Source organism: Desulfobacteraceae bacterium, from assembly GCA_022340425.1.
Lineage (GTDB): Bacteria > Desulfobacterota > Desulfobacteria > Desulfobacterales > JAABRJ01 > JAABRJ01.
The window spans coordinates 1-13,711 of the sequence record JAJDNY010000035.1 but is presented as its reverse complement, the minus strand read 5'-3'; the positions used below and the strand labels follow the sequence as shown (position 1 = coordinate 13,711).

At 65.2% G+C, this 13,711-nt stretch carries 10 protein-coding genes; 8 read left to right on the top strand and 2 right to left on the bottom strand.

Going from position 1 to position 13,711, the window contains the following annotated elements; genetic code table 11:
- The 6 genes from LJE63_03490 to LJE63_03465 all read left to right on the top strand — a co-directional run.
- Positions 1-305 (top strand): hypothetical protein (locus tag LJE63_03490; GenBank protein ID MCG6905666.1); only part of this gene is annotated, 305 nt, incomplete at its 5' end.
- Positions 284-3,118, top strand: a complete 2,835-nt coding sequence (locus tag LJE63_03485; GenBank protein ID MCG6905665.1) for a fused MFS/spermidine synthase — start codon at positions 284-286, stop codon at positions 3,116-3,118. The genes LJE63_03490 and LJE63_03485, both read left to right, overlap by 22 nt.
- Before the next feature lie 195 nt (positions 3,119-3,313).
- On the top strand, positions 3,314-4,972 hold the full coding sequence (locus LJE63_03480; GenBank protein ID MCG6905664.1) for a hypothetical protein: 1,659 nt from the start codon (positions 3,314-3,316) through the stop codon (positions 4,970-4,972).
- Between the two features lie 561 nt (positions 4,973-5,533).
- A complete protein-coding gene (locus tag LJE63_03475; GenBank protein ID MCG6905663.1) occupies positions 5,534-6,346 on the top strand; it encodes a DUF4198 domain-containing protein in 813 nt (270 codons plus the stop codon).
- 2 nt (positions 6,347-6,348) lie between these two features.
- Positions 6,349-7,764, top strand: coding sequence for an amino acid permease (locus LJE63_03470; protein MCG6905662.1), 1,416 nt, complete (start codon positions 6,349-6,351; stop codon positions 7,762-7,764).
- Positions 7,765-7,993: 229 nt separating this feature from the next.
- Positions 7,994-8,476, top strand: a complete 483-nt coding sequence (locus LJE63_03465) for a hypothetical protein (protein MCG6905661.1) — start codon at positions 7,994-7,996, stop codon at positions 8,474-8,476.
- A 41-nt stretch (positions 8,477-8,517) separates the two neighbouring features.
- On the opposite strand, the gene LJE63_03460 is transcribed toward LJE63_03465, so the two are convergent.
- A complete protein-coding gene (locus LJE63_03460; protein MCG6905660.1) occupies positions 8,518-9,978 on the bottom strand; it encodes a UvrD-helicase domain-containing protein in 1,461 nt (486 codons plus the stop codon).
- A 93-nt stretch (positions 9,979-10,071) separates the two neighbouring features.
- Positions 10,072-11,274 (bottom strand): L-2-hydroxyglutarate oxidase, encoded by a 1,203-nt coding sequence (gene lhgO, locus LJE63_03455; protein ID MCG6905659.1) that lies wholly within the window; start codon positions 11,272-11,274, stop codon positions 10,072-10,074.
- 475 nt (positions 11,275-11,749) lie between these two features.
- On the opposite strand from lhgO, the gene LJE63_03450 reads away from it, so the two are divergent.
- Both LJE63_03450 and amrS read left to right on the top strand, forming a co-directional pair.
- On the top strand, positions 11,750-12,331 hold the full coding sequence (locus LJE63_03450; GenBank protein MCG6905658.1) for a NifB/NifX family molybdenum-iron cluster-binding protein: 582 nt from the start codon (positions 11,750-11,752) through the stop codon (positions 12,329-12,331).
- A gap of 120 nt (positions 12,332-12,451) precedes the next feature.
- Positions 12,452-13,465 carry an AmmeMemoRadiSam system radical SAM enzyme gene (gene amrS / locus LJE63_03445; GenBank protein ID MCG6905657.1) on the top strand — a complete coding sequence of 338 codons (1,014 nt, stop codon included), beginning with the start codon at positions 12,452-12,454 and terminating at the stop codon, positions 13,463-13,465.
- The last annotated feature ends 246 nt before the right edge of the window (positions 13,466-13,711 follow it).

Here is a 13,711-nt window from a genome sequence, read left to right as displayed (position 1 = left end):
GCTTGATCGACAAGGTCATCGGGGGCGCCCCCTTCGCCGTGGCCGCGGTGCTGTCGGTCTTCATGGCCGGCCTGGCCCTGGGAAGCTGGCGCGCCGGCCGGGCCATCGACCGGCGGCCCGGCCGGGCGACGCTGCTGGCGCTCTACGGCAAGCTCGAACTGGGCATCGGCGCGCTGGCGCTGGCCGTGCCCTTTGCCATGGCCGCCGCCCGGCCGGTCTACCGGGCGTTCTACGACCCCCTGCTGGAGCATTTCTGGTGCCACCAGGCGGCGGCCCTGGTGGGGTGCGCCCTGCCCTGGTCCTGATCCCGCCCGCAGCCCTGATGGGCGCCACCCTGCCGGTCCTCTGCCGCTTCTACGTCCGACGCCTGGACCACCTGGGACGCCGCACCGGCTGGCTCTATGGGCTGAACACGGCCGGGGCGGCCCTCGGTGTGGCGCTGTGCGGATTGGTCCTCATCCCCCGGCTGGGGGTTTGGCCGACCCTGGGGCTCTTCGCCGCGCTGAATTTCCTCATCGGGGGTGCCTGCCTGGGGGTCGCCCGGCGGCTGGCCGCTGAAGCGGCAGCGCCCAAAGCCCGATCGCAGCGCAAAACCCCTTCGATCCCCGCACCGCCGGCATCCGGGCCCACCGACGGCATGCACCGCCAAATGCGCTGGGGTCTGGCGATCTTCGCCGTCTCCGGTTTTTGCGCCATGGCCTACGAGGTCCTCTGGACCCGCCTGCTGGGCCTCATCGCCGGCCCCACCACCTACAGTTTCACCCTGGTGGTGACCACCTTCATCGTCGGGCTGGCCCTGGGGAGTCTGCTGCTGCGCCGGGCGGCCGACCGCAGCGCGGCCGTTTTCACTCTGCTGACGGGCAGTCAGCTGGCGGCGGCGACCGCCGCCCTGCTGGTCAGCCAGACCCTGGGCAACAGCCAGTTGTTCTTCGCCAAACTGATCTACATTCACCAGGACCGGTTCCCCCACCTGATGCTGACCCAGTCCCTGGTCATCTTCGCCGTCCTGGTGATCCCGACGATCCTCCTGGGGGCCACGTTTCCGCTGGTGAACCGCCTGGTGATCCGTTCCATGGCCGCCATGGGCCGGACCCTGGGAACGGCCTATGCCGTCAACACCCTGGGCGCCATCGCCGGCTCCTTTGCGGCCGGCTTCGTGCTGATCCCCTGGCTGGGCGTGGCCGACGGCCTGCGTCTGGTCAGCCTGGCGCAGTTCGGCATTGCCGGTCTGGCCCTGCTCCACGGGGGCCGGTTCGGACGCTTCGCGGCCGCCAAACGACTGGTCGCGGCCTCCCTGCTGCTGGCCGCCGGCCTGTTCCTCCTGCCCTACCCCTCCTGGCGCACCGACCTGCTCTCCCGGGGGTGGTACCGCGATTTCGGAACCTTCGCCCACGTTTTGGAGCAGACCGGCTGGATCGAAGCCCTGCGGCACGGCGCCGAACGGATCGCCGCGCAGCGCGGGGGCCTGGAAGTCGTCTTCCAGGCGGAGGGCATGGCCGGTTTTACCACCGTCGAAAAAGAGATCACCAGCCTGGGAATTGCGGAGTACGCCCTTTTCAACAGCGGCAAGGCGGATGCCTCCTCCCACGGCGACCGCTCCACCCAGGCCTTGTCGGCGCACATCCCGCTGCTGTTCCATCCCGGGGCCCGGGACGTCATGGTCCTGGGTCTGGCCAGCGGCATGACCCCGGGAGAAGTCCTGCTCTACCCTGTCCGCAAGCTGGACGTGGTGGAAATCAATGCCCAGGTGGCGGCCGCCTGCCGCCGGTTCTTCGGCCCCTGGAACAACGACTGCCTGGAGGACCCCCGCACCCGGCTCATCGTCCAGGACGGCCGCAACCATCTGGCCATCACCCGGGCCGCCTACGACGTGATCATCTCGGAACCCTCCAATCCCTGGATGGCCGGCCTGGCCAACCTCTACTCCCTTGAATTCTTCCGCCTGGTGCGCGAACGCCTGAACCCCGGCGGGCTTTTCGCACAGTGGATCCAGTCCTATGAAATGGATTGGGACACCTTCGCCCTCCTGGGCCGCACCTTCACCGCCGTCTTCCCCGAGGGCGCGCTGGTAAAAATCGGCCCGGTGGACTACCTCCTGCTGGGCTTCCGGGACGGGGGGGGCTTCGACTGGCAGGCGGCCCGCGACCGCCAGGTCTATGCCCAAAGGTCCCGCAACGTGGTCTTCCCGGCGACGGATTTTCTGGTTCATCTCGTGTTGACCGAGGACCTCGGAGCGCTCTTCGGCACCGGCCCCCTGCACACCGACGACCGGCCGCTCCTGGAATTCGCGGCTCCCCGAACCCTTTACAGCGGCACTCTGGACATCGACCAGGCCGCGGCCGACCGCCGCCGCCTCACAACCGCCACCCGGTCCCTGCGCGAAGCCCGCAGCGATCCCGATACCCTGCTGGATCTGGTGGCCTTCAGCGCCTCCGCCAACGTGCCCATGTTCAACGTCCTCTCCCCGGCGGCGCTGGACCCCAGCCAGAAGGAGCGCTACCGGGAAATCGTTACCAACTACTGCCGACGGGTCCTGGTTCCCGCCTACAGCGTCTTCGGGGATGCGGACCTCAAGATTTACTGCGCGGGCATCCAGGCCGAGGCCATCGCCCGCCAGCTCCAGACCGGAGTATCCCGCGCCATGGACCACTACAACCTCGGGGTGGCCCTGACGGCGGCCGACCGCAGCGCCGAAGGAGGAGAGCATCTGCAAACCGCCCTCGATCTGGAACCGGACCACGCCTCCGCCCGGATGGCCCTGGGCCTTCTGCTGGCCTCCGACGGCGACCTGGACCAAGCGGCCCGCCACCTGGCCCGGGCCGCGGAACTGGCCCCGCACAATGCCGCGGCCTTTAAATTCCTGGGGATGGTGGAGCAGCGCCGGGGCGCTTCGGGCCCGGCCGTGACGGCCCTCGGGAAGGCCCTGGACCTATCCCCCGACGATCCCGAGATCCGGGGGGAGTTGGGCATCGCCCTCCTGCGGCAGGGCCGGCACCGGGAAGCCCATGTCCAACTGACGAAAGCCCTGCAACAATGGCCCCGGAATGATGAAAGCCGGTCGGTTCTGGAATTGGCCCGCCGTCAGGCGGCCGACTCGCAGAAGGAGACATCGCCGTGACGCCGCTGTCCGACGTTTTTGAAAAGCACCATGCGGATTACCGCGCCCGGCTCGCAAACCTCGATTTCCAGCGCATCGCACCGATCTTGGGCCTGGAGCCCCGGGGGGATGGCCGAAACCGAAGGCGCGTGACACCGGATGAATACGGAACGCCCTGAACTTCGCCACAAGCGCTCTGATAAAGGAGATAAAATTATGCGCAAATGGTTCCCCTGGCCCCATGCTTTGTCAACCCTCGGCCTGACCCTGCTGCTGATCGCCGTCGCGGCCCAAATCCTAGCCGGTCCCGCGACCGCCGCCGTGCCGGGCAGCTACACCCTGGTCGGTATCGGCCCCGGCGACAGCGACCTGCTCACCGGGCGGGCCTTGTCCGCCATCCAAAAGGCCGACCTGATTTTCTGCACCCCCGGAAGCCGGGAAAAACTGGCATCCCTGGTGGATTTCAAGGACAAGCAGGTGCGTGAGGGCTTCGGCGTGCTCTTCCGCTTCTTCGGCCGCGATTGCGCCCAGGTGCCCGCGGCCGAGCGGGTCTGGCGTGGCCGAAGCTGTGAGGAGTTCCACCAGAAGCAGAACGAATTTGTCGCCCTGGTGCGCGAAGCGGTCCAGGGCGGCCGGCACGTGGTCATGCTCAGCGCCGGTGACCCCACCATTTACGGCCCGGATATGTGGACGATCAAGGCCCTGGCCGATTTGAACCCCACGGTGGTGCCCGGACTCAGCAGTTTCAACGCGGCCAACGCCGCCCAGAAAGTCGGCCTGGGAGAGGTGATCATCACGGCGCCCTTCCAGCATGAGGGTCGCCCCGACACCATCGAGCAACTGGCCGTCCATGAACGGGCCACCCTGGTGGTCTTCATGCCCAGGGACCTGCCGGCCCTTTTCAAGCGCCTCTCGGCCGCCTATCCGCCCGAAACGCCGGTCGCGATTGTCAGCCACGCCGGGCAGACCGAGCGCCAGAAGGTGATCCCGGGCATGTTGGCCGACATCGGCGACAAGCTCGGCGGGGTGGATGCCGACATGTCCCTGGTCTATGTGGGCAAGGCCCTGGCCCAAATTCCGAGCGCGCCGGCCAAGGCCGCCGCCTCCGGCCCGGGCAAATACTACCTGGTGGGCATGGGTCCGGGCGACCCCGATTTGGTCACCCTGCGGGCTTTGGAAGTCATCCAAAAGGCCGACTTGCTCTTCGCCAGCCAAAAATACCAGGAGCGTTACGCATCGCTGCTGACGGGCAAAAAGGTCTTGGATGGCTTCGGCCGGCTCTTCCCCTTTTACGGCAAAGACTGCGACCAGCTGACGGAGGCCGAACGGGCCAATGAACGCATGAGCTGTGAAGAATACCACCAGAAGCAGGCGGAGTTCGAGGGTATCGTGCGCGCCGCCGTGGCCCAGGGCCAGACAGTGGCCATGCTCGACAACGGCGACCCGCTGATCTACGGCCCCTGCTCGTGGAGCCTGACGGCGCTGAAGGACCTGGAGACCGAGGTGATTCCCGGCCTGAGCAGTTTCAACGTGGCCAACGCCGCCCTGCAGGCCGGGGTCACCGAGGGCAGGAACAGCCACTCGGTGCTGCTGGCCTCGGGCTGGTCCGTGGGGGAAATGGCCGTGCACCAGGCCACCATGGTGCTGTTCACCATGCGCAGGGAGTTCAAGCATTTCGTGGACAGCCTGGCCCAGCGCTACCCGGGCGAAACGCCCGTGGCCATCGTTTCCCACGCCGGCTACGCCGAGAAGGAGAAAGTCACCCGCGGCACCCTGGGCACCATCCTCGAAGAGGTGGGCGCGGGCAAGCTGCCCTTCGAGTACCTGCTCTACGTCGGCGACTTTCTGTCCGACGGGGGTCGGGTAGCGTATTAGGCCCTCGTTGCGCCATCCGCTCGCAGGGGAGAGGCCAATTTCTGCGTTGCGCTGCATCTCGAAGTCGCTGCGGCATACATCAGTACGCCTCACACCTCGAGATTTGCGGGCCGTAAATTGAACTTCTATAGAACTCAACCGCTAATTTACGCGGGTATGGGGTTTTTTCGAAGACCGCAGCCTTATCTCAAACGCTTGTTGAGGCCGGCGATTTATGTCCCATCGTCCCGGGCCGAGCATCGCAGCAGCCGGCGACAAAGGTCCTGTGGCTGTCTGAGCGCCAGCGAGTTCCACAGGGCCCGCCGGCTGAGAGAAGCGCAGGGCAGCCCGCAGGGCCCCGGGACACGGGCGGTTTCTTTTGGTTCGTTTTCTTTTCCGCAAAAGAAAATGAACAAACAGCAAGGGGAGTTGTGAAGCCCGACCTATCCCCAGGGTACCCGTAAAGGTTCTTTTCTGCCAAAACACCGCAGCACGGCGGGGTAGAACTCTTTTTTCGGAACCGTCTGGTTTTTTACTTACCGGTCCGTCAAAATTTGCACCTTCGGAAAGAAAGGGGAACAAATGAAAAAGCATATCGTCTGTGTAGCGCTGATCCTGTTTCTGGCCCTGGCCGCCGCTCCCGCCGGGGCCCACATGCTCTGGCTCAACCCCATGGACACCCACCCGGCCGTGGGCGACACCGTGGAGATCGGCATCGGCTGGGGGCATGAATTTCCGGCCAGCCGCACCCACGAGGAGGTCAAACCGGACCGGGTGGAAGCGATTCAGGCCCTGGACCCCGACGGCGCCGGGGTTCAACTGGAAAAAGCGGCCGTGGACCGCTATCGCCTGAAAATCGAAAAGGCGGGGGCCTACATCGTCACGGCCCGCATCAAACCGGGCTTTTTCAGCATGACCCCCGAGGGTCGCAAATGGGGCCACAAGCAAGAGGTTGAAAACGCCGTCAAATGCACCAGCTTTCAAATCGAGGCCAAGACCGTGCTGCTCGCCGGCGACCTGGCCGATGGTTTCGATGCCGCCGCGGGTCAAGCCTTGGAGCTGATTCCGGCCGCAGATCCCCGGGAACTCAAGGCCGGCGAGACCTTCGCGGCCCAGGTGCGCTACCAGGGAAACCCACTGGCCGACGCCAAGGTGAAGGCGGTCTATGCCGGTTACCAGGAGCCCAAAAGCGAAGATCCGGCCAGCGCCGAGAAGCAGCACGGCATCAAGCGCTACCCCGTGGAAACCCGGACCGACGCCCAGGGACGGGTGGAATTCGAGCCGGACCGCCCCGGCCACTGGCTGGTCATCCTCTCCCACAGACCGGCCTATCCCGATCCGGAAACCTGTGACGAGGCCATGTACACCGTGACCTATGCCATGGAAGTAAGGTGAAAATGGAAAGCGCCCCCAACACCGGCGACCTGCGCCGGGAGCTGGGCCTCTTTTCCGCCACCATCCTGGTGATCGCCAACATGGTCGGAACCGGCATCTTCACCACCTCGGGTTTCATCCTGGAGGAGTTGGGCTCCCCCCGGGCCCTGCTGCTCTGCTGGCTCTTTGGCGGCCTCTTCGCCCTCTGCGGGGCTTTGTGCTACGGCGAACTGGGGGCGCGCTTTCCCCGGGCCGGCGGCGAATATGTGTTTCTCAGGGAGAGTTTCGGCCGGCCCCTGGCCTTCCTGTCCGGCTGGATCTCCCTGATCGTCGGCTTTTCGGCGCCTATCGCCGCGGCGGCCATCGCCCTGGCCACCTACCTTTTCCAGGCCTTTGCCATCGCCGCGGGCGAGCCGCTGATCCTCTCCCTTTGGGGTGTGAAGCTGGCCACCCTCTCACCGCTGACCCTGACGGCCGTCGCGGCCATCGTGGTTTTCTCCCTGATCCACATGCACAGCCTGCAGATGGGCAGCCATATCCAGAACGGCCTGACGGTGTTCAAGATCGCCCTGATCGTCCTCTTCGTTCTGGCCGCGTGGCTGTGGGGCAAGGGGGATGCGGCCCACTTCAGCGCACCCGCCGCCGGGCCGTTGAGCGCCGAAAAGTTCGCCGTCTCCCTGACCTTCGTCTCGTTCGCTTACAGCGGCTGGAACGCAGCGGCCTACCTGGGCGCCGAGATCACCGCGCCCCAACGCACCATACCCCTGGCCCTGGTCCTGGGCACGGCCGTGGTGGTCTGCTTTTACCTGCTGCTCAATGCCGTCTACATCCAGGCCCTGCCCATGGACCGGATGGCCGGGGTGCTGGAGGTCGGGGCGGTGTCGGCCACTGCCCTCTTTGGTGCCGGCGTCAGCCGCTTTTTCAGCGCAGCCGTGGCCCTGGGTCTGTTCTCGCTTCTCAGCGCCATGATCCTGACCGGTCCGCGGATCTACTACGCCATGTCCCGGGACGGCCTTTTCTTCAGCCTCTTCGGCCGCTTGAACCCGGCGCGTCGCACGCCGGCCGCTTCCATCGGCCTGCAAGCGGGACTGGCCATCGTCATGGTGCTGTCGGCCTCTTTCGACACCTTGCTGATCTACATCGGCTTCACCCTCTCGCTGTGCGCCATGCTCACGGTGATCGGCCTCATGCGCGTGCGCCGCCGGACGGGCATCGACGGGCCCGCCTACCGTACGCCGGGCTATCCCGTCACACCGATGCTGTTCATCCTGGGCAACACCTGGATTATCATCTTCTCCATCCGCGGGCGGCCCGTGGCCGCGCTCTTCGGCCTGGCCACCATCGCCGCGGGTCTGGCGGTTTTCTACCTCTTTGCCCGGCGGCGCGATCAGTCACCTGAATACGGAGATCAACCGTCCGCATCAGGGTTGCGGCAATAAATAATTCCACAATATGGCGCCTGATTTTGGTTCGCCACCAAGGCACATTCGCCGGTGCATATCGGGATATGGGCCGGCGGATGTAACGCCGGTGACGGGCCAAAAAACAAGCCATGTGGAATTATTTCTTGCCGAGGCCCTTAAAGCCTGAGGAAACCCCATGATGGCACCCTTTCATCTTTCCACTTTCATCTTTCAGCTCCGGCGAGGCCGGAAAGGCACAAAAACGATGCGCCTCTTTGTAGCCCCGCTGATTGCCGTGCTCATCGCCGCCGGCGCCGCGCCGGCCTTCGGCCACGGCGTGGAGGGCCGCATCGCGCCGGGCCGGGGCTACCAGGTCACGGCGGTCTACGACGACGGCGAACCCATGAGCTACGCGGCCGTGGAGATCAGGGCCGCCGGCGAGAAAATCGCCTTTCAGAGCGGCCGCACCGACCGCAACGGCGTCATGCTTTTTCTTCCGGACCGGCCCGGCGTGTGGGAGGCGGTGGTCAGCGACGGCATGGGCCATCGGCTGGCCCTGAAAATCGACGTCCCTGAAACCGGTGGACAGGCCGCGTCCCAGGCAGCACCGGAATCACCCCCGCCCCCCGCGGCCGGAAGCCGGGTCCCGTCCATGATCGGCGGCCTGGGGATCATCTTCGGCCTTTTCGGTTTTCTCTACGGCTGGAAAGCCCGGCGCGCCCTCGGCCGGACCCCGCCGGCGGTGTGAGGGTCGCGGTACAAAACAATTTAAGCGGCTGTGGGGACGTTTTAGCCCTCAGGCGGGGGAGGCTCGGACGCCTCCTGCTGCCGGACATAGGCCAGCAGCGCCTGCAAGCTGCAGCCCGGCGCCAGGCGCAGATGGTCCATGGCCCGGGTCAGGCTGACGTAGATCAGGTTGAACTCGTCGGCCTCCAAATCATCCTTTGAAATCGGCTCCCCGCCCACCACGAGATCCGGAAAATCGTCGGCGAGGGTGACATCCGGCCATTCCAGCCCCTTGGCCTTGTGGGCGGTGGTCAGGACGACTTCGGCCTGTTTTTCATCGACGGCCCTCTCGGTGATCGCCCGGACCCGCAGCGGGATCTGATGGCGGTGGTTCTGGACCACCTTGCAGAGGCTCATGGCTTCAAGGTCCTCCACCGCCCGGGCGTAGGCCTCCAACTCCCCGAAGGACGGAAAGCTGCGGATATAGGGGTCGCGAATCCGGTGCGGTGCCCCCTGGAAGAGACGATAGACGTCCAGCAGGCGGTTGAAGCGGTACCCGCCGATCCCTCCCACGAACCCGACTCTTTTGCCCCTGCGGGTCTGCGCCGCGGCCTCTTCGAAGACCTTGGCGTTGGTGCGCGCAACCACGGTTCTGGGGCCGCCGTTTCCGACTGCCCGCTTTTTTCGCAGTCCCCTTAGCTTCTTTTGCTCCCCCTTGAACTGCCTCAGCACCAGGTTGGCCACGGCAGCGATCTTGGCGTGAAACCGGAAACTGCCGGTCAGATAGAGGGTTTCGCTGGATTTCACCCGTGCCAGGCTGTTTTGCGCCCCGCGGAAACTATAGATCTGCTGATTCGGGTCGCCCACCAGGATCTTGGGCGTCTCCGGCTGGGAGAGGATCACCTCGGCCGTCACGGGGTTGATGTCCTGGGCCTCGTCCAAGAGGATGCAGTCGTAGCCCAGGCGTGGGCGGGAGAGCTGGAAGAGTTTGAGATAGCCGTCATGGAGCATCCCGATTTCGGGGTTTTCAGCGGTGCACATCAACCGCCCCAGGCGGTTGGCGAGGGCGACGACATCCGGCAGGGGGCGCTTCAAGGCCTCGAAGTACTGCCGGCAGACAAAGGGGATGTGGCGCTTGCCGACCCTGGCATCGGCCGATAGCAGGTAGTTCATCAGGGTATCGATGGTGAACTTGGCCGCCTCGTAACCGTCCAGCCCCAGGGCCTGCATGACCGTATTGGCCTTGAAACCGGGGACCAGGCGTTGCCGGTGTTTGACGCCGAAGCGCGCGAAGGCGAGAGCGTGGGATGTTTTGCAGACGACGTTGGCGGGGAATCGGGCGGCGGCTTCCAGCTGCACGCTCTTGTTGAAAGCCACGTAAAGAAAGCGCATGCGCGGTCTTGCCGCGGCATAGCGGACCAGAGTGGTCGTTTTGCCGGTGCCGGCAAAGGCGATGACCTTGAGCACCTCGCCCGGGGTCAGGTCCCGCGCGACGACTGCCTCCTGCTCAGGCGTCAGTTTCATATCCCCACAGAGAAAAGCCGCGGCCTCCCGCCCGTGGGTGGGACCTTGGCATGGCTGCCGGGCGTGTGAAGCGCCCGGCAGCCGACGGTTGGGTCACAGTTTGAACTTGGCGGCCACCTTGTCGCAAAGATATGCGCCGATGGGCATGGCCGATGTCGCGGCCGGCGAGGGGGCGTTGCAGACGTGCAGCGAACGGGTGCTTTCGGCGAAAAGAAAATCGTGCACGAGGCTGCCGTCGCGTTTCACCGCCTGGGCCCGGATGCCCGCCGGGTAGGGACGAAGGTCGGCCAAGGTCAGCTCGGGGCAGTATTTTTGCACCCGTTTGAGGTAGCCGGGCTTGTAGAGGGAATCCCGGAATTCACCTGCCCCGGAGGCCAGGTTGGCCCCGATCACCCGCCAGAAGCCGGGAAAGCCGAACATCGCCAGGCTCTCGCCCAGGTCCAGGTTGAAGCGGTCGTAGCCTTCGCGCTTCCAGCCCAAAACGGCGTTGGGGCCGACGGTCACGGCGCCGTCGATCATGCGGGTCAGGTGCACCCCCAGAAAGGGCAGGTCGGGGTCGGGAATGGGGTAGATCAGGTGGCGGACGATCCGGTTGTGCCGGGAGGCCAGTTGGAAATACTCCCCGCGGAAGGGCACGATCCGAAAGTCGATCTCGATGCCCATCTGGAGCGCCAGGCGGTCCGCCATCAGGCCGCCGCAGGCCACCAGGTAGCGGGTGCCAACGGGCTCATCGCCCACCCGCAACGCCACGCCGTCCGCTTTTTCGCGAAGCGCCCGGGCCGGGCGGCCGGCTTTGATTTCGCCCCCCAGGGCGGTGAACAGCGCGGCCATCTTGGCGGTGATCTTACGGTAGTCGGTTATCCCGGTGGCCGGCACGAACAGGGCGGCCAGGCCGGTGATATGCGGCTCCCGGCGCTTCAGTTCCGCCTGGGACAGCCGTCGGGTTACGATCCGGTTTTGCCGGCAACGCACCTCCAGCGCGTCCATGCGGGCGACCTCGCGGGGGTCGGTGGCCACCAGCAGTTTGCCGCAGCGTTCCACCGGCAGGCGATGCTCGCGGCAGAAGGCGAAGGTCTGGGCCGCGCCCCGCCGGCAGAAATCGGCCTTCAGACTGCCCGGCTGGTAGTAGACGCCCGCATGGATGACGCCGGAGTTGTGCCCGGTCTGGTGACAGGCCAGACCAGACTCTTTTTCCACCAGCAGAATCGCCGCATCCGGGAAGCGCTGCTGCAGCTGCCAGGCGGTCGAAACCCCGACAATCCCGCCACCGATCAGAACAAAATCATAGGTTTTCAAGATCCCCCCCAAAAAATATTTTACCGTGCCGTGCGCTGTTTTCGCAGAAAAAACTTGGATGGGCCGGTTTGATTTGCTTTTATACGAAAGCTGCGCCGGACTCTATCTTTTTTTGCCCCCCACTGCAACAGACCGGCGCCGACACATCCGACAGCCGCCATGCCCCCGGCGAATCCGAACCCGGCATCGGGGGGCGCAACGACCAGGCGCGAGCTCCACCCCACCGCTATTGCGCGCCGACATGCCACCTGATTTACTTTTTTCGTGCGAAAAGGGTTGCAATCAGCCGAGACATCGTTAAAGTACAGTTATGAGTATATGCCTAAAAGATACGACCCCAAGGCCCGTCAACCGGCCTGGGGAAACAACCCAAGCCGAAGATGGGCTTTGAAGCAGATCACGAGCGGAGCGGCGCCGGACCCGGGGTTTAAGCAAATCCCCACAACCGAGAAGTTCTGATAAAAGGAGGAGAATGATGAAAATAGCGATCTCATCGACGGGACGCGATCTGGATGCGCAGGTTGACACGCGCTTCGGGCGCTGCCTGTGCTTTATCGTTGTCGATCCAGCCACCGAAGGCTTTGAGGTGCTTGAAAACACGGCCGCCGGAAATACGGGCGGGGCAGGCGTACAGGCCGCCCAGATCGTCGCCAATGCCGGTGTAAAGGTGGTCCTGACCGGCAATCTGGGGCCCAATGCGGCCCAGGTGCTGGAGGCGGCCGGGGTGCAGGTGCACACCGGAGCCTCCGGCACCGTGCGCGAGGTCCTTCAGCAGCATCAAGGCGGCGGGCTGCAGGCGGCTGCGGGGCCGACGGCAGCCGCCCCCGGCGGCGGACGCCCGGCCGCCATGGCTGCGGGCCGCGGCGGCGGCATGGGACGTGGCGGCGGTCGCGGTATGGGGCGCGGCGGGGGCCGGCGGGGCGGCGGTGGTTTCGGCGCCGGGCCCGGGGGCGATTGCGTCTGCCCGGCCTGCGGCGAACGGACGCCCCACCGCCCGGGCATGCCCTGTTTCGAGGCGCGCTGCCCCAAATGCGGCGCCGCCATGATACGGCCCTGAAGCCGCCGGCCGGCTGTGGGGCCAATTCACGGGCGGCAAGCGGAAAAAACGGGTTGCGTCGACACCTTGATGCGCGCTTCCGCGCGCATCAAGGGTCACGCCAAGGCGCGAGGTGCCAACATGCACGAGGCCCTTTTCTATCAAGCCGCGGACGAAAACCAGGCCCACTGCAATCTATGCCACCACCGCTGCCGGATCGCCGAGGGCAAACGGGGACTTTGCGGGGTGCGGCAAAACCAGGGGGGAAAGCTCTACAGCCTCGTTTACGGGAAGATCATCGCCGAGCGGGTCGACCCCATCGAGAAAAAACCGCTCTACCACTTCCTGCCGGGCTCCCAGGCCTATTCGATCGGCTCGGTGGGGTGCAATTTCCACTGCCGGCATTGCCAGAATTTTGAAATCTCCCAGATTCCCCGCCTGGGGTCGGGCCGGATCGGCGGCAAGGACCGCACGCCCGCAGAGATCGTCGCCGCGGCGCGGGCGGCCGGCTGCAGCTCGATCGCCTACACCTATACCGAACCCACCATATTTTTCGAATTTGCCTACGACACGGCCACTTTGGCCCATCAGGCCGGCATCAAAAACGTCTTTGTCAGCAATGGCTATATGAGCGCGGAGGCGGCGCACCGGATCGCCCCTCTGCTGGATGCCGTCAACATCGACCTGAAGGCGTTTACGGAAAAATTTTACCATGAAATCTGCGGCGCCCGACTGAAACCGGTTCTGGAAACCATCGCTCTGATGAACTTGCTAGGCGTCTGGCTGGAGGTCACCACCCTGGTGATCCCCGGGTTAAACGACAGTAAGCAGGAGCTGGCGGAGATCGCGGCCTTTGTAAAAGGGGTCGGCGAGGAGGTGCCCTGGCACGTTTCGGCCTTTTACCCGACCTATAAGTTGACGGACGTGCCCCCTACCCCGGTGGCCACCTTGCGGCGCGCGCGCGAAATCGGCCTGCAGGCGGGGCTGCGCCATGTCTACGAAGGCAACGTCCCGGGCGAAGCGGGTGCCCACACCACCTGCCCGGGGTGCGGAGCGGTGGTCATCGCGCGATCCGGAAGGGGTTCTGTCCGCAACCGGCTGCAGCAAGGCCGCTGCCCCGAGTGCGGCCAGAGAATTGAGGGTGTGGGGCTGTAGTTGCCCTCGGCCTTTGAAGCCTGCGGAAACACACTTCCCCTCTTCATCCCAAAACGGCTTCATCGCCCCGTCCGCAAACTCGCAAATACCGCTCCGAGGGTGCGGTGCGCGGCTGTCACACGGCGGATTCACCGTAAAACCGGGCAGTCCTTAGGCCCCATGAAAACTTCAAAAAGGAGGACACTCCAAATGGCCGGCGACCCCCAAAAATACACCTGCGCCCACTGTGGTTACGAATCCTCGGGG